Consider the following 15577-nt stretch of genomic DNA (forward strand, 5'->3'; position numbering starts at 1 on the left):
TCTGTTAGGACGCGGACAAATCCCTCCGACACATCAGGAATGACCGATGATCCCTCGCTATTCCCGGCCGGAAATGGTCGCCATCTGGTCGCCCGAAACCCGGTTTCGCATCTGGTTCGAAATCGAGGCCCATGCCTGCGACGCGCTGGCCGAACTGGGGGTCATCCCCAAGGAAGCGGCCAAAACGATCTGGGAAAAGGGAAGCGCGGCCGAATTCGACGTCGAGAAGATCGACGCGATCGAGCGCGTCACCAAGCATGACGTTATCGCCTTCCTCACCCATCTTGCCGAATTCGTCGGGCCCGACGCGCGCTTCATCCATCAGGGCATGACGTCTTCGGACGTGCTCGACACCTGCTTTGCGGTGCAACTCACCCGCGCCAGCGACATTCTGCTGGCCGACATCGATACGTTGCTTGCAGCGCTCAAGCGCCGCGCCTTCGAGCACAAGGACACCGTCACCATCGGCCGCAGCCACGGTATCCATGCCGAGCCGACGACCTTCGGCATAAAGCTGGCGCAGGCTTATGCCGAATTCTCGCGCTGCCGCGAGCGGCTGGTGCACGCGCGCGAAGACATTGCCACCTGTGCGATTTCGGGCGCGGTCGGCACCTTCGCCAACATCGAGCCCTATGTCGAGGAACATGTGGCGGCAAAGCTCGGACTAAAGCCGGAACCGGTGTCGACTCAGGTGATTCCGCGCGACCGCCACGCCATGTTCTTCGCGACCCTCGGCGTCATCGCCTCCTCGATCGAGCGGCTGGCGATCGAGGTCCGGCATCTGCAGCGCACCGAAGTGCTGGAAGCGGAAGAGTATTTTTCGCCGGGCCAGAAGGGCTCGTCGGCGATGCCGCACAAGCGCAACCCGGTGCTGACCGAAAACCTCACCGGCCTTGCCCGCATGGTGCGTTCCATGGCGCTGCCGGCGATGGAGAACGTGGCGCTCTGGCATGAGCGCGACATCTCGCACTCCTCGGTCGAGCGCATGATCGGCCCGGACGCCACCGTGACGCTCGATTTCGCGCTGTCACGCCTGACCAGCGTCGTCGACAAGCTGGTCGTCTATCCCGACAACATGCTGAACAACATGAACAAGTTTCGCGGCCTTGTGCATTCGCAACGCGTCATGCTGGCGCTGACGCAGGCCGGCCTGTCACGCGAAGATTCCTACCGGTTGGTGCAGCGCAACGCCATGAAGGTGTGGGAACAAGGCGCTGATTTTCTTGAGGAACTTCTGGCCGACAAGGAAGTGACAGCCGCGTTGCCGGAGGCGCAAATCCGCGAGAAATTCGACCTGGGCTACCACACCAAGCACGTCGACACGATCTTCAAGCGGGTGTTCGGAGGAGCATGAGCTTTCCTTCTCCCCGTTTACGGGGAGAAGGTGCCGTGATGACGTCCAATCAAGCCTTACCCGGCACGGTCCTGATCACCGTGCCCCAAGGATCCTCACGGGTCGTTTCGCTGCTCACATTGTCCGAACGCATCTCGACCCAGGCAAGGCCCGAGCGGGAGGGGTCGCGGCGGCCGGCGCCGGCGCTTTGCCAGGCATTGGCGCCGATGTGGTGGTGATAATGCCCCGACGACAGGAACACCGCCTGGCCGCCATATTTGGCGACCGTGTCGAAGCCGAATTCCTGGTTCCACCAGGCTTCGGCCTCTTCCGGTCTGCCGACGCGCAGGTGGACATGGCCGACAATGCTGTTTTCCGGCGCGCCTTGCCATCCCGCATCGCCGGCCGGCACTTCGGCAACGACAGACGGAATGTTCATCCGCTCGGTCGCCATGGCGATCTTGTCGCCGTTCCATTTCCAATCCTGCGGGCGGCGGTCGGCATAGATTTCGATGCCGTTGCCCTCGGGGTCGGTCAGGTAGAGCGCTTCGCTGACCAGATGGTCCGAAGCGCCCTCGATAGCGATCTTGTCTGAGATGGCGTGGTTGATCCAGCGTCCGAGATCGGCACGGCTGGGCAGCAGGAAAGCCGTATGGAACAGGCCGGCGCTGCGCGGATCGTCCGGTTTGGCAGAGCTGTCCGGCTCAAGCACCAGCAGCGGACGGCTGCCGGCGCCGAGCGTGATCGCGCCTTCGGCACGGCTCAATTCCTGCAGTCCGACGACTTTACGATAGTAGGCGGCAAGACTTTCGGCATCACGCGCCTTCAGACCGACGCGGGCGACGCTCACCGGCGTGGTGGCGGCAAATGGCAGTTCGCTCATCATTGTCTCCGTTGCGGCGACGTCTCGCGAAGCTCCCAAAGCCAGGAGGCCAGCGGCGCCGATCATTCTACGTCGTGTCAGCGCCAAAATCCCGGTCCTCCACGGCTGTTTCTCTCCCGACAGAGATCGTCGATCTTCATCGTTCACACAAGACAGCGAAAAGCGAACATGGTGTTCACCGTTACGACCAGAAGCCTGCCCATCAACGGTTGCATGAGGCAATCGCGCTCGCTATCTGAGCGCCATGAAAGTCAAGGACGCAGATATTCTGATCATTCCCGGATACACCAATTCGGGGCCTGAGCATTGGCAGACCCGCTGGCAATCGAAACTGTCCACGGCGCGCCGCGTCGAGCAAGCGGAATGGTCGAAGCCGGTGCGCGAGGACTGGACGGCGAGTGTGGCCAAGGCGGTCAACGAGGCCGAGAGACCTGTCGTTCTCGTCGCTCACTCACTTGGAGTGGCCGCGGCCGTACAAGCCATTCCGCAGTTCCGGAAGCCGGTCGCCGGCGCCTTCTTCGTGGCACCGCCGGACGTCGCGAATCCCAAGATCAAGCCAAGACATCTGATGACTTTCGGCCCTTATCCTCGCGAACCGCTGCCGTTTCCCTCCATCGTGATCGCCAGCCGCAACGACCCCTTCTGCCCTTTCGATGTCGCCGAGGACATCGCCGGCGCCTGGGGCTCGCTGTTCATCGATGCCGGAGAAACCGGCCATATCAGCGAGGATTCAGGCTTTGGCCCCTGGCCCGAGGGATCGATGACCTTCGCCAAGTTCCTGACGGACCTCTGAGGCGCGCCAAAATCAACGCACGATGGCATTCGATCAAACTGCAGGACTCGAATAAATAATAATTTAAGAGGGCCAGCGTTAACTATTCAGAAGCAGTGGAAATTGCTTTCTGGATGATCATCCGTGCTTGAACCGGGCTGCCAATTCTTCGCCCTTGAAACAGAGGTCAATGCTTGCGCAAGGACGCATCACTTGAATTCTTGAGAGGCGCCGCAGCGCTTATCGTTCTCAATTGGCATATCTTGTGTGCTTTTGCGCCGTCCGCGGCGGGCGAAGAGGAGGCTGCGCAATCGCTCAAGACAAGTCTGGCTTTCATCGCCTTCAATGGCGGCTCTGCCGTCTACTTGTTTTTCGTCCTCTCTTCCTATGTGCTTGTGAAGCGTTATTTCCAGTCCCGCGACGCACAAGACCTTCGGCTGGGTGCGATCAAACGTTTGCCTCGTCTGGCTGGACCCGTGCTTGTTGTGGTTCTATCGTCCTGTGTCATCTTCAAGCTCGATCTGTATTTCTTCGAGGATGCAGCGGCGGTCGCTCAATCTGAGTGGCTCGGCAGATTCGGCAATGCTTCAAAGGTACTGTCGCGGGAGACAGCGAGTTTCTCCGACGCATTCCTGCAAGGAGCGTGGCGGACATTCATTTACGGCGACAAATATTACGACAGCAGCCTGTGGACCATGACGATCGAGTTCTGGGGCAGCATGCTGACCTTCGCCCTCGCCCCGATCGTCTTTTTCTTCCAAGGCCGCTGGGCGCTATTGTCCTGGCTTTGCATAGCAACAGGCGTATTCTTGGCGGTGCAAGTCAGCTTCTTTTTTTGTGCCTTTCCGGCCAGCCTCCTACTCTATCCGCTTCTCGCCATGGGATTTCGCCCGAATCGATGGGTGAGAGGGGCCATGGCGATTATTTCGCTGGTGCTGCTGGGTTATGCAGGAGATGCTGTGGGAATATACCGGCCCTTCGCCGTGCTCGATATTGCAGCTTCCGATATCGGTTTGCGGCAAGCTTGCGTGGCCATCCCGGCAAGCATCATGCTGGTTTACGCCGTGCTGAGCATGGATGACCCACCGTCATGGCTCTCCGGCAAGGCCGCACGTTTCCTGGGCGACCTGTCTTTCCCGCTCTACCTCGTGCATGTACCCGTTATCTGCTCGTTGGGATCATGGGCGCTGTTGGCAAGCGACTCCGCCGCACTCGGCGCTGCCGCCGCGATATCTGGGTCGATCCTCGCGGCATTGCCGCTGATGGCTTTCAACAACTGGTGGGTCCAGGCGCTCGGCGCTTTGTTCGACAGGATCAGACGCGGCGGATCGGTCGCCACGGCGCTCGCGGTGCAAAGGCCTGAGCAACACGCTGGCGACAGCAGTCCGCTGGTTCAGGATCCGATCGAGTCCCGCATGTCCTTGAGCAAGGTCCTTGCTCCCAATGAAATCAGCGCGTGCTCGGAACCCGTGGCGAGCAGGCGATAGCCCATCGACACGACGCGGCCGGCGATAGCCGGTTCGACGACATAGATCGCCGCATGCTTGCCGGCCTTGCGGGTGCGCTCGGCAACCGAAGCCACCGTCTCCATCATGCTTTCCAGCGTCGAATTGACCGTGGTGCCGTTGGTCCAGGCGATCGAGAAGTCGGACGGCCCGAGGAAAATGCCGTCGATGCCCGGCGTGTCGAGGATACCGTCAAGCGCATCGAGCGCGGCGCGCGTCTCGACCATGGCAAAAGCCATAGTGCGCTGATTGGTGTCGCGCAGCCATTCGGCATAGTCGCCCTTGCCATGGCGGGGAAAGGCATAGGTCGGACCCCACGAGCGCTCGCCGAGCGGGGGATACTTCATGGCCGCGGCGAACAGCTTTGCATCGGCCACCGAGTTGACCATCGGCGCAATGACTGCTTCGGCGCCAAAATCGAGAGCACGGCTGGCCATGTCGAAACGGCCAACGGGAATGCGCACCAGCGCCGGCTTGCCCAGGGCCAGCACGGGTGCCAGGCCGCGCAGGACGCTGTCCTCGTGATGGCCGCCATGCTGCATGTCGAGTGTCACGGCATCGAAGTCCTGCCTGGCGAGGATCTCCACGGTCAAGGCGTCCGGCACGCCCGACCAGGCGGTTACCAGCGTTTCATCTGCGGCAAGACGGGACTTCAGGGACATCTAATCTCTTTCCTCGTTAACGTCGGCAGTTTCAGCCGGAAACCGCCGCAAAGGCAAAGAAAAACCGCCCGGATCGGCCGGGCGGTCGATTGGGCCAGAAAGCGGCCGGATCAGGTGTTCTTGATCTGCTCGATCGCCTGCGCCATCATTTCGTCCATGGTGCGGCGGATCTGGTGATCGGACTGCTCGACGCCGGCGGCATCGAAATCCTTGCGGATCTTGCGGAACACGTCGTGGTCGCCGGCTTCCTCGATGTCGGAAACAACGACTTCCTTGGCGTAGGCGTCGGCATCGGCGCCGGACTTTCCGAGCTTTTCGGCTGCCCACAGACCAAGCGCCTTGTTGCGCCGCGCCGAAGCCTTGAACCGAAGCTCCTCGTCGAATGCGAATTTGCGCTCGAAGCCCTCTTCGCGGTCTTTCATGCTGCTCATGGCGTCCCTCCGGTCAAATCCGATTCGTTGGCAATGGATATGTGTGTTGCCGAAGCACAAACCAAAAGGTCGCGGGCCGGTCAATATGCTTCGTCATATGCTGCGCTGCGGCATTTCAGTCCCGAAAGCGGTTGATTGAAAGGATTTGCCGATTGAGCAAACCGTGTGATTGGGATAGACCCGGCATTGAACGTCACCGTCGCCGCATTAATTCAGGCGGAGGGACAGGAAGTGGTCGCTTGCCGCCTGTCCGCAAATCCAGAGAAAAATTCAAATGAAAAATCGCCGCCGCATTTATGAAGGCAAGGCCAAGATCCTCTATGAGGGACCCGAGCCGGGCACGCTGATCCAGTTCTTCAAGGACGACGCAACCGCGTTCAACAAGAAGAAGCACGAGGTCATCGACGGCAAGGGTGTACTCAACAACCGCATTTCCGAATACATCTTCAATCATTTGAACCGCATGGGCATCCCGACCCACTTCATCCGCCGGCTCAACATGCGCGAGCAGCTGATCAAGGAAGTCGAGATCATCCCGCTCGAGGTGGTGGTGCGCAATGTCGCCGCCGGGTCGCTGTCCAAGCGGCTCGGCATCGAGGAAGGCACCGTCCTGCCGCGCTCGATCATCGAATTCTATTACAAGGCCGACGCACTCGACGATCCGATGGTTTCGGAAGAGCACATCACGGCGTTCGGCTGGGCAAGCCCGCAGGAGATCGACGACGTCATGGCGCTGGCCATCCGCGTCAACGATTTCCTCTCCGGCCTGTTCATGGGGGTCGGCATCCAGCTCGTCGACTTCAAGATCGAGTGCGGTCGCCTGTTCGAGGGCGATATGATGCGCATCGTCGTTGCCGACGAGATTTCGCCGGATTCCTGCCGCCTGTGGGACGTGGCGACGCAGGACAAGCTCGATAAGGACCGTTTCCGCCGCGACATGGGCGGCCTCGTCGAGGCCTATCAGGAAGTCGCCCGCCGCCTCGGCATCATGAACGAGAACGAGCCGCCGCGTCCTACCGGTCCGGTGCTTGTCGCCTCGACCGATGGCCTCAAAGGCAAGCCGCACTGACAGCGGCTTGCGCCCAACGTTCAGAACAGGAGCATGTCCAGCGTGATCAAGGCCCGCATTACCGTCACCCTCAAGAATGGTGTGCTCGACCCGCAAGGCAAGGCGATCGAACACGCGCTGTCGGGGCTGGGCTTCGATGGCGTCGGCCAAGTGCGGCAGGGCAAGGTGTTCGACGTCGAGCTTTCGGAAAGCGACAAGGGCAAGGCCGAGGCCGATCTCAAGGCCATGTGCGACAAGCTGCTGGCGAACACTGTAATTGAGAATTATAGTGTGACGCTTACCTGAAGTTGTGCCGGAGGAACTGATGGCCGAGAGCGATGGAAGCTTGATATTTGAAGGCCTCAAGTCCATTCAATCACGGTTGGACAGGATGGATTTGACGCTCGGAGAGGTAAAATCCGAGCTTGGCTCCATCCGCGGTCATCTGATAGCCACCGAGACTGACGTGAAGAACATCTATGGCGTGCTCGCTCGCCGGGATGATTGGCTAGAACATATCGAGCGCCGTCTCGACCCGCGCGAACTTGCCGAAGCACAAAGGCCTTACGAACCAAAATGAAATCAGCCGTCGTCCTTCTCCCTGGCCTCAACCGCGACCGCGACATGATCGCGGCGCTGACCAAGATTTCCGGACAGGCGCCGGCAACCGTCTGGCAGACCGACACCGAAATTCCCGATGTCGACCTGATCGCCATCCCAGGCGGTTTTTCCTTTGGCGACTATCTGCGCTGCGGCGCGATCGCGGCACGCATGCCGGTCATGCGGGCGGTCGCCGAAAAGGCGGCCAAGGGCGTCATGGTCATCGGCGTTTGCAACGGTTTCCAGATTCTCGTCGAGGCCGGTCTGCTGCCAGGTGCGCTGATGCGCAACACCTCGCTGAAATTCGTCTGCCGGCAGGTCAAGCTCGAGATCGCCAACGCCAACACCATGTTCACGCGTCGCTACCAGCCGGGCCAGATCATCCGCTCGCCGGTGGCGCATCACGACGGGAATTACTTTGCCGACGCCGACACACTTGCCCGTCTCGAGGGCGAAGGCCAGGTGGTGTTCCGCTATGCCGAAGGCACCAACCCGAACGGCTCGATCAACGACATTGCCGGCATCGTCAACGAACAAGGCAATGTGCTCGGCCTGATGCCGCATCCCGAGAATCTGATAGAAGCAGCGCATGGCGGCAATGACGGCAGAGCGCTGTTCGAAGGCGCCTTGGGCATTGCCGCTTGAAGTTTGCAACCGCAACCTTAAGAATTGCGGCAATTCAAGATCATAGCGTGAGGGAGAGACGGTCATGAAACTCTATTCGCGGCCGTTGTCGCCCTACTCTTCGATCGTGCGGGCGCTGGCCTATATCAAGGACGTGCCGATCAAGATCATCGCGCCGCCGCCCGGTTTTCCGATCCCCGAGGCGTTTCGCGCTATCTCGCCGATGAACCGGATTCCGGTTCTGATCACCGGCTCGGGCGAAACGATCGTCGAATCGGTGGTGATCGCCGAATATCTCGAGGAACGGTTTCCCGAACCGGCTCTGTTGCCGCCCGATTCGAAGGACCGCGCGCTGGTGCGCATGTTTGCCCGCATCGTCGATCTCGACGTACTCACACCGACGATGAAGCTTTTCGAACTGCATTTCGTGCCGAAGCGCGACACTGCCGAGATCGACGCCCAATTCGCCCGTCTGCACCATGGGCTGGCCGCCATCGAGGCACGCATGGCGCAAGGCCCCTTCGCGCTCGGCAGCGACATCAGTTTCGCCGACGCCTGGCTGACGCCGACGCGGTTCATCTTCAACAATTTCCGCGCCATGACCGGCCGCCACGACCTGCTCGACGCCTATCCCAGATTCGATGCCTATGAGCAGATCGCTTCGCAGCATCCGGCATTGTCCAGGGTATGGGGCGAGATGACCGACGGCCTGAAGATCTCTCTGTCCGAACTCGAAATGGGTGCCGCTTGATCAAGAACAGGACGATCGCCCTGATCGCCGTGTCAGGCTTTGCCTTGGCATCTTGCCAATCGAGCCCCAAGAGCACGCCCGTGCCGTCGGGCAAGAGCGCCGCGCTGCTCTCCATGGAACAGGTGGCGATATCGGCCCACAAATGCTGGATCGCCAGCAAGGATCCGGCCTTCAGGCAGTATCAGATGGCCAATGAACTGAACTCGTTCAGCGGCACGCCGCGCTTCCTTCTGGTGCCGGCCAAGCACTATGGCGGCAAACCGTTGCTGGTCGTGCAGGCACAGGGCAATTCAAGCCGTGTCGACGTCTTCGGACCGTTGATGAACGACCCGCTTGGCGCACGCATCAGCTCCGATGTCGCGCGCTGGCAAGCGGGCAATCCGGCCTGCGCGGCCACGGCCTGAGCCAGCCATGGGCCGGTTCCTGCAGATCGCGGGATTATTTGTTGGCTTGATAGCGCTCGCTTTGCAGTTCTCGATCACCATTCCGGCTTCGATGGTAGCGGGCCGCGGCCTGCTCGGCTCGATCGTGTTCTATTTCAGCTTCTTCACCATCCTGACCAACATTGGCGCCGTGCTGGTCCACGCCTCGCTGTTGTCATCCGGCTTCTATGCGTGGCTGCCGGCCTTTGCCGGACCACGGATGCGCGCGGGCGTCGCGGCTTCGATCACCCTGGTGTTCATCGTCTATGCCACGGTTCTGGCGCGGCTCTGGCAGCCGCAAGGCCTGTTCCTGCTCTGCGACATCCTGCTGCACTACGTGACGCCGGTGCTGTTCGTGCTGTGGTGGCTGATATCGGGCGCCGATGGCAGGACGCGATGGAGCGACATCTCCTGGTGGGTGCTCTATCCCATCGCCTATCTGGCCTATGCGCTGGCGCGCGCGCCGCTGGCGGGCGAAGTGCCCTATCCCTTCCTCGATGTCGCCAGGAACGGCGTTGAGAGCGTCGCCGTGGCCGCGCTCGCCATAACCACACTTTTCCTGGTGATATGCGTCGTCGCCGTTTTCGTCGACCACGCTATCGGGCGCCTCGGGAGCAAAGGCGCACGGTAGACGGGCCGCTATTCCCAGAGCGGCTTGATGCCTTCGCGGTGAGCGTCGCAGCGCGAGATGCCGATGTCCTTGAGTTGATCGTCGGTCATCTCCAGCAGCGCCAGTCGGCCGCGCCGGCGCTCCAGCAGGCGGTCGATCCATTTCGCCAGCGAACTGACCACATGCACAATTCGGCCGGCGAAGCCGCGCTGCCCGGACGGGCGAGCAGGCTGACCGAGCAATTGGGTTTCCGAGTGGCGGAATGTTCCGATTGTATTCATTTTCTTTCTGCCAAATGTCAATTGCACCCTCGGTTGGGTGCATTGCCGGTATGTATTGACTCCCAAAACGGTGCAATATAGAAAATTGTCACCATGACAAATTGGATTCCAGATCTCACCGGTTCAGGCCCGCTGTATCAGCGTCTCGCGGATTCCATCGAGGCGGATATCGATCGAGGAGTGATCGGCGCGGGGGCAAAACTGCCGCCACAGCGCGACCTTGCCTACGACATCGGTGCCACGGTCGGCACCGTCGGGCGGGCCTATCAATTGCTGCGCGAGCGCGGTCTCGTCAGCGGCGAAGTCGGACGCGGGACCTATGTGCTTAGCCAGAACATCGGGGTTACGAAGCCGGAGGCGCCCGACACCAGCGTGGAGGGCACGCGCTATGTCGATGCCCCCAAGGGCAAGTTGCGGTTCGACAGCACGGCAGCCCCTGATATCGGCCAGGGCGCCGTTGTAGCCGACGTCCTGTCGCGCACCGCACAGGACCATCCGCATGAGATCTCAAGTTACACGCGCGACTTCCCGGATCGCTGGTACGAAGCCGGCGCCCGCTGGCTGTCCCGGAATGCCTTCCGGCCAACGATCGATACAATCGTGCCTACCCTCGGTACCCACGCCGCGGTGATGGCCGCGATCGCGGCCCTGACCACGCCCGGCGACTATGTCGCCTTCGAGCACCTCACCTACTCCCAGATTTCCCGCAGCGCCGGCCTGATCGGCCGGCGCACCGCGCTGGTTGCCTCGGACGATGAAGGCCTCGATCCGGCGGATTTCGAACGCGTCTGCGCGCAAAAGCACCCCAAGATGATCTTCCTGATACCGACGGCGCAGAATCCGACCCTGTTGACCTTGTCGTCGGCGCGACGCGAGGCGATCGCGCGTATCGCCCGTGATTACAACGTCATCCTGATCGAGGATGACCTCTACGGCCATTTGACCGACGACCCGACACCGCTGCTTGCCGAATTCGCGCCCGAGCGCACCATCATCGCCGGCGGCCTGTCGAAGTCGGTCGCCGCCGGACTGCGCGGCGGCTGGCTCTCCTGCCCGCCCGCTTATCGCCATCGCATCCGGGTCGCCCACAAGATGATGACGGGCGGCATGCCATTCCTGCTGGCGGAGGTGAATGCCCGGCTGGTGCTTTCCGGCCAGGCCAGCGAAATCCGCAAGCGCAGCATCGCGGAGATCAGCGCCCGCATGTCCATAGTGCGCGAAAGTTTGGCGGGCTTCTCATTCAGATCGCACGACAAGGTGCCGTTCGTCTGGCTCACCCTGCCCGATCCCTGGCTTTCCGGCACGTTCAAGAATGCCTGCCTGGAGCATGGCGTGCTGATCGACGATGAGGATGAATTCAAGGCGGGGCGCTCGGAGCGGGTTTTCCATGGGGTGCGCTTCGGTGTTTCGCAGCCGAGCGGGCGCGAGGATGTTGCCGGCGGCGTCGCGGTGATCAGGCGGCTGCTGGACGAGGGCCGCGCGGGCTACGACAGTTTTTCCTGAACCGTTCGCGGCCACCCGCCCTGCTGCCTCGAGACGTCGACTTGCGACACTGGACTTGTCAGAACCAGACCCGGATCAACCTTCGGCCTTGAAGTTCTTGGCTTCCTTCTCGGCTTTTTCCTTGCCGTGCTTCTCAGCCAATTCCTTGGCCTGCCGCGGCGAAACGTCGGTGGTCTCCGCGATATGGAGAGCTTCCTTGTCCGAGAGGCGATTGTCGTTCTTGCCTTGCTTGGTAGCCATGATTCTGTCTCCTCGGTGATAGGGACCTAACGACCGGGGCATCGGAGCGTTCCCCATTTTGGTTTTGCGGGGACTTGAAAGCTGGGTGGACGCCTTTCGCTGCTCACCAAAAGGCCTGCCGCGATCTATCGCCCTGTTGCTTTCTGCCTTTTTCCTCAGCCGACGGGTGTATCGACCGCAAGGCTTGCGATAAGAGGAGACTCAAAATCCCTGCTCCATGGACATAAATCGCCGCCCATGACCACTTCCAATTCCGTCCCGATCACATCAGACCTCATCGCCTCGCATGGGCTGAAGCCCGATGAGTATCAGCGCATATTGGACCTGGTCGGTCGCGAGCCGAGCTTCACCGAACTCGGCATCTTCTCGGCGATGTGGAACGAGCACTGCTCCTACAAATCCTCGAAGAAATGGCTGCGCACCTTGCCGACCACCGGCCCGCAAGTCATCCAGGGCCCGGGCGAGAATGCCGGCGTGGTCGACATCGGTGACGGCGACTGCGTCGTCTTCAAGATGGAAAGCCACAACCATCCCTCCTTCATCGAGCCCTACCAGGGTGCGGCGACGGGCGTCGGCGGCATCTTGCGCGACGTCTTCACCATGGGCGCGCGGCCGATCGCGGCGATGAACGCGCTGCGCTTCGGCGCGCCCGACCATCCCAAGACCAGGCATCTGGTCGCGGGCGTGGTTTCCGGCGTCGGCGGCTACGGCAATGCCTTCGGCGTGCCGACGGTCGGCGGCGAGGTCAATTTCGACGCCCGCTACAACGGCAACATCCTGGTCAATGCCTTTGCCGCGGGCCTTGCCAAGACCGATGCCATCTTCCTGTCCGAGGCAAAGGGCGTCGGCCTGCCGGTCGTCTATCTGGGCGCCAAGACCGGCCGCGACGGCGTCGGCGGCGCCACCATGGCCTCGGCCGAATTCGACGACAAGATCGACGAGAAGCGCCCGACCGTGCAGGTCGGCGATCCCTTCACCGAAAAATGCCTGCTGGAGGCCTCTCTCGAACTGATGGCTTCGGGCGCCGTGATCGCCATCCAGGACATGGGTGCTGCCGGCCTCACCTGTTCGGCGGTCGAAATGGGCGCCAAGGGCGACCTCGGCATCGAACTCGACCTCGACAAGGTGCCGGTGCGCGAGGAGCGCATGAGCGCCTACGAGATGATGCTGTCGGAAAGCCAGGAGCGCATGCTGATGGTGCTGCGCCCTGAAAAAGAGAAGGAGGCCGAGGCGATCTTTCACAAATGGGGCCTCGACTTCGCCATCGTCGGCAAGACCACCGACGATCTGCGCTTCCGCGTGCGGCACCAGGGGAACGAGGTCGCCAACCTGCCGATCAAGGATCTCGGCGACAAGGCTCCCGAATACGATCGCCCTTGGGTCGAGCCGAAGAAGCCGGCGCCGCTTGCCGCCAACGATATCCCGCAGGCCGACCTCGCCGATGCGCTGCTGAAGCTGCTTGGCGGACCGGACCTGTCTTCGCGCCGCTGGGTGTGGGAACAGTACGACACGCTGATCCAGGGTAATTCGCTGCAGCTTCCGGGCGGTGATGCCGGCGTGGTGCGGGTCGAGGGCCATCCGACCAAGGCGCTGGCCTTCTCCTCCGATGTGACGCCGCGCTATTGCGAAGCCGACCCCTACGAGGGCGGCAAGCAGGCGGTGGCCGAATGCTGGCGCAACCTGACTGCCACCGGCGCGCTGCCGCTCGCCGCTACCGACAATCTCAATTTCGGCAATCCCGAACGGCCAGAGATCATGGGCCAACTGGTCGGCGCGGTGAAAGGCATCGGCGACGCCTGCCGGGCGCTTGGTTTCCCGATCGTGTCGGGCAATGTCTCGCTCTACAACGAGACCAACGGCCGGGGCATCCTGCCGACACCGACCATCGGCGGCGTCGGCCTGATATCAGACTGGTCGAAGATGGCGCGGATCGGTTTCGCCGCGGAAGGCCAGATGATCCTGCTGGTCGGCGCACCGGCTTCCTGGGGAACGCATCTTGGCCAGTCCGTCTATTTCAGGGATATCCACGGCCGCAGCGACGGCCCGCCGCCGCCGGTCGACCTCGACCACGAGAAGCGCGTCGGCGACCACGTACGCTCGTTGATCGCTGCCGGCATCGTCACGGCCGCGCATGACGTCTCCGATGGCGGCATTGCGGTGGCGCTGGCCGAAATGGCGATGGCGTCGGGCATCGGCGCGACCGTTCCCGGGCTTGTCGGTACCGATCCGATCCCGGTCTGGTTCGGCGAAGACCAGGGCCGCTATCTCCTGACGTTGTCGATCGATCCGCATGGCGATGAATGGGACGCCATCCGCAAGCAGCAGGGCGAACTCGGCATTTTCGCGCCGTGGATCGGCTCGACCGGCGGCGCCGCGTTGAAGCTCGGCGATGCCAGGGCAATCCCGGTCAGCGACTTGACCGCCGCCCATGAAGGCTGGTTCCCGCGCTTCATGGATCAGGCCAGTTGACCAGGGCATGATCCCGAAAGGTGGAAACCGGTTTTCTTGGACAAAGGGAAAACCGTTTTGTCCAGAGATCCTGCTCAATCATAAGAAACTGGCCGTCCGGGCGCTGCTTGCAGTCGTCTTCTGGCCGTCGCTGTTCTTCTTCTGGTGCCTCGGGCCGTTCGTCTTCTTCCTGCTCTCGACGACATCGAGCGAGGTTTGCCCCAGGCTGGAAACGCGCGGAGAATTCCTCGCCGCGGCCAACGGCACGCTTCCCATGCTTGTCCTGCAGAACCTCATCTATGCGGTTCCGATCATCTGCCTGCTGCTTTGGAACCGGCTTCTGCCGGACGAGGCGCGGACGAGACACGTCGTCACCTGCATCAAGCTTTTCGCCGTCTCGGCCGTTTTGGGGGCCTTGTGGGAGTACGGCTCTTCGCTTGTCTGCGATGGTTACGGCCAGCCGTTCTTCTCGCCCGCCTGGCGAATGACCAGCTATCTGCCGATCGCCAACATGGCGATCAACCTCCCGCTCTACGTGCTGGTCTTCAGCCTTGGCCGCGCCTTCTCGATGCGCGAGGATGAGCCGGCGCAGGGGCCGGGTGAACCCATCGCCTGAACACCAACAGAACGGACACCGGACAGAACCGCTTCAATCCGGATTGGAAAGGCTTTAGGCTTGCCCGACTCTCATCACATGGGCCGCCGCGCCGCCGCCCTTCCGAAACAGGAATTTCCGCAATGGCAATGGACGCCCACGACATCGAAAAACTGATCAAGGACGGCATACCGGATGCCCGTGTGACGATTCGCGACCTCGCCGGTGACGGCGACCATTACGCCGCTGAGGTCGTGGCCGAAAGCTTTCGCGGAAAAAGCCGCGTCCAGCAGCATCAGATGGTCTATGACGCGCTGAAGGGCAATATGGGCGGCGTGCTGCACGCGCTGGCGCTGCAGACCAGCGTTCCCGACTGAGGCGTTTCCACCCGACACGCTTGGCCCAAAGCCGCCCATTCTTTGCGCCATTCGGGTGATGGCATGGCTAAAGTCTTGTTTCGGGCAACCTATGGGTTTATTTGAGGGACATGTTTCGAGCCTGACTCCCACAGGCGTGAAAGGATATTCCATGAGCGGCATCAACGACTACATCGACAATGAAGTGAAGGGCAACGACGTCGTCCTTTTCATGAAGGGCACGCCCGGCTTCCCGCAATGCGGATTTTCCGGCCAGGTCGTCCAGATCCTCGACTATATCGGCGCCGACTACAAAGGCGTGAACGTTCTGGACTCCGCCGAACTGCGCCAGGGCATCAAGGACTATTCCAACTGGCCGACGATCCCGCAGCTCTACGTCAAGGGCGAATTCGTCGGCGGCTGCGATATCATCCGCGAAATGTTCCAGGCCGGCGAATTGCAGACCTTTCTGGTCGAGAAGGGCGTGAGCGTCAAAGGCGCCGCCTGACTTCA

At 61.6% G+C, this 15577-nt stretch carries 20 protein-coding genes; 15 read left to right on the forward strand and 5 right to left on the reverse strand.

All coding sequences use genetic code 11. The features are described 5' to 3' along the window. Positions 1 to 46 precede the first annotated feature (46 nt). The gene (gene purB / locus LB555_RS03655; RefSeq protein ID WP_015318129.1) at positions 47 to 1354 is read left to right on the forward strand and encodes an adenylosuccinate lyase; all 1308 of its coding nucleotides are present in this window, start codon (positions 47 to 49) and stop codon (positions 1352 to 1354) included. Between the two features lie 49 nt (positions 1355 to 1403). Here purB and LB555_RS03660 read toward each other — a convergent pair whose 3' ends face one another. After that, positions 1404 to 2216: a VOC family protein gene (locus LB555_RS03660; protein ID WP_015318130.1), complete on the reverse strand. Its 813-nt coding sequence runs from the start codon at positions 2214 to 2216 to the stop codon at positions 1404 to 1406. Between the two features lie 244 nt (positions 2217 to 2460). Here LB555_RS03660 and LB555_RS03665 point away from each other — a divergent pair, with 244 nt between their 5' ends. Together LB555_RS03665 and LB555_RS03670 are read left to right on the forward strand one after the other, a co-directional pair. Then, on the forward strand, positions 2461 to 3009 hold the full coding sequence (locus LB555_RS03665) for an RBBP9/YdeN family alpha/beta hydrolase (RefSeq protein WP_015318131.1): 549 nt from the start codon (positions 2461 to 2463) through the stop codon (positions 3007 to 3009). Positions 3010 to 3182: 173 nt separating this feature from the next. After that, positions 3183 to 4475, forward strand: coding sequence for an acyltransferase family protein (locus tag LB555_RS03670; RefSeq protein WP_224682301.1), 1293 nt, complete (start codon positions 3183 to 3185; stop codon positions 4473 to 4475). Here LB555_RS03670 and LB555_RS03675 read toward each other — a convergent pair. Then, entirely contained in the window at positions 4382 to 5155 is a 774-nt protein-coding gene (locus tag LB555_RS03675) for an HpcH/HpaI aldolase family protein (RefSeq protein WP_140717434.1), read from the reverse strand. The two genes, LB555_RS03670 and LB555_RS03675, sit on opposite strands and share 94 nt — an antisense overlap. Positions 5156 to 5265: 110 nt before the next feature. Then, positions 5266 to 5586 carry a DUF1476 domain-containing protein gene (locus LB555_RS03680; RefSeq protein WP_015318134.1) on the reverse strand — a complete coding sequence of 107 codons (321 nt, stop codon included), beginning with the start codon at positions 5584 to 5586 and terminating at the stop codon, positions 5266 to 5268. A 274-nt stretch (positions 5587 to 5860) separates the two neighbouring features. Between LB555_RS03680 and purC the strand changes: the two genes are divergently transcribed. From purC to LB555_RS03715, 7 genes are all read left to right on the forward strand, one after another. Then, positions 5861 to 6655, forward strand: coding sequence for a phosphoribosylaminoimidazolesuccinocarboxamide synthase (gene purC, locus LB555_RS03685; protein WP_013532127.1), 795 nt, complete (start codon positions 5861 to 5863; stop codon positions 6653 to 6655). A 42-nt stretch (positions 6656 to 6697) separates the two neighbouring features. Then, positions 6698 to 6940: a phosphoribosylformylglycinamidine synthase subunit PurS gene (purS, locus tag LB555_RS03690; protein ID WP_015318135.1), complete on the forward strand. Its 243-nt coding sequence runs from the start codon at positions 6698 to 6700 to the stop codon at positions 6938 to 6940. 19 nt (positions 6941 to 6959) lie between these two features. Beyond that, positions 6960 to 7214 (forward strand): hypothetical protein, encoded by a 255-nt coding sequence (locus LB555_RS03695; RefSeq protein ID WP_015318136.1) that lies wholly within the window; start codon positions 6960 to 6962, stop codon positions 7212 to 7214. Beyond that, positions 7211 to 7879: a phosphoribosylformylglycinamidine synthase subunit PurQ gene (gene purQ, locus LB555_RS03700; protein WP_015318137.1), complete on the forward strand. Its 669-nt coding sequence runs from the start codon at positions 7211 to 7213 to the stop codon at positions 7877 to 7879. Before LB555_RS03695 ends, purQ begins: the two co-directional genes overlap by 4 nt. A gap of 64 nt (positions 7880 to 7943) precedes the next feature. Then, the gene (locus tag LB555_RS03705; protein ID WP_015318138.1) at positions 7944 to 8609 is read left to right on the forward strand and encodes a glutathione S-transferase family protein; all 666 of its coding nucleotides are present in this window, start codon (positions 7944 to 7946) and stop codon (positions 8607 to 8609) included. Then, positions 8606 to 9013 (forward strand): hypothetical protein, encoded by a 408-nt coding sequence (locus tag LB555_RS03710; RefSeq protein ID WP_015318139.1) that lies wholly within the window; start codon positions 8606 to 8608, stop codon positions 9011 to 9013. Before LB555_RS03705 ends, LB555_RS03710 begins: the two co-directional genes overlap by 4 nt. A gap of 7 nt (positions 9014 to 9020) precedes the next feature. Next, positions 9021 to 9662: a Pr6Pr family membrane protein gene (locus tag LB555_RS03715; RefSeq protein ID WP_015318140.1), complete on the forward strand. Its 642-nt coding sequence runs from the start codon at positions 9021 to 9023 to the stop codon at positions 9660 to 9662. An 8-nt stretch (positions 9663 to 9670) separates the two neighbouring features. Here the strand turns inward: LB555_RS03715 and LB555_RS03720 are convergent, their stop codons facing one another. Then, entirely contained in the window at positions 9671 to 9922 is a 252-nt protein-coding gene (locus LB555_RS03720) for a DUF1127 domain-containing protein (protein WP_041163466.1), read from the reverse strand. A 93-nt stretch (positions 9923 to 10015) separates the two neighbouring features. Here LB555_RS03720 and LB555_RS03725 point away from each other — a divergent pair, with 93 nt between their 5' ends. Continuing rightward, on the forward strand, positions 10016 to 11425 hold the full coding sequence (locus LB555_RS03725) for a PLP-dependent aminotransferase family protein (protein WP_224682302.1): 1410 nt from the start codon (positions 10016 to 10018) through the stop codon (positions 11423 to 11425). Positions 11426 to 11500: 75 nt separating this feature from the next. Here the strand turns inward: LB555_RS03725 and LB555_RS03730 are convergent, their stop codons facing one another. Further along, complete coding sequence (locus LB555_RS03730; protein ID WP_015318143.1) at positions 11501 to 11665, reverse strand: hypothetical protein; 165 nt, start codon at positions 11663 to 11665, stop codon at positions 11501 to 11503. 237 nt (positions 11666 to 11902) lie between these two features. Between LB555_RS03730 and purL the strand changes: the two genes are divergently transcribed. From purL to grxD, 4 genes are all read left to right on the forward strand, one after another. Next, on the forward strand, positions 11903 to 14134 hold the full coding sequence (gene purL / locus LB555_RS03735; RefSeq protein WP_015318144.1) for a phosphoribosylformylglycinamidine synthase subunit PurL: 2232 nt from the start codon (positions 11903 to 11905) through the stop codon (positions 14132 to 14134). A gap of 7 nt (positions 14135 to 14141) precedes the next feature. Then, positions 14142 to 14729 carry a hypothetical protein gene (locus LB555_RS03740; RefSeq protein WP_015318145.1) on the forward strand — a complete coding sequence of 196 codons (588 nt, stop codon included), beginning with the start codon at positions 14142 to 14144 and terminating at the stop codon, positions 14727 to 14729. A gap of 122 nt (positions 14730 to 14851) precedes the next feature. Continuing rightward, positions 14852 to 15085, forward strand: a complete 234-nt coding sequence (locus LB555_RS03745) for a BolA/IbaG family iron-sulfur metabolism protein (protein ID WP_015318146.1) — start codon at positions 14852 to 14854, stop codon at positions 15083 to 15085. A gap of 151 nt (positions 15086 to 15236) precedes the next feature. After that, entirely contained in the window at positions 15237 to 15572 is a 336-nt protein-coding gene (grxD, locus tag LB555_RS03750; RefSeq protein ID WP_013895877.1) for a Grx4 family monothiol glutaredoxin, read from the forward strand. Positions 15573 to 15577: the final 5 nt, after the last annotated feature.

Source organism: Mesorhizobium sp. BR-1-1-10, assembly GCF_020165595.1.
Lineage (GTDB): Bacteria > Pseudomonadota > Alphaproteobacteria > Rhizobiales > Rhizobiaceae > Mesorhizobium > Mesorhizobium australicum.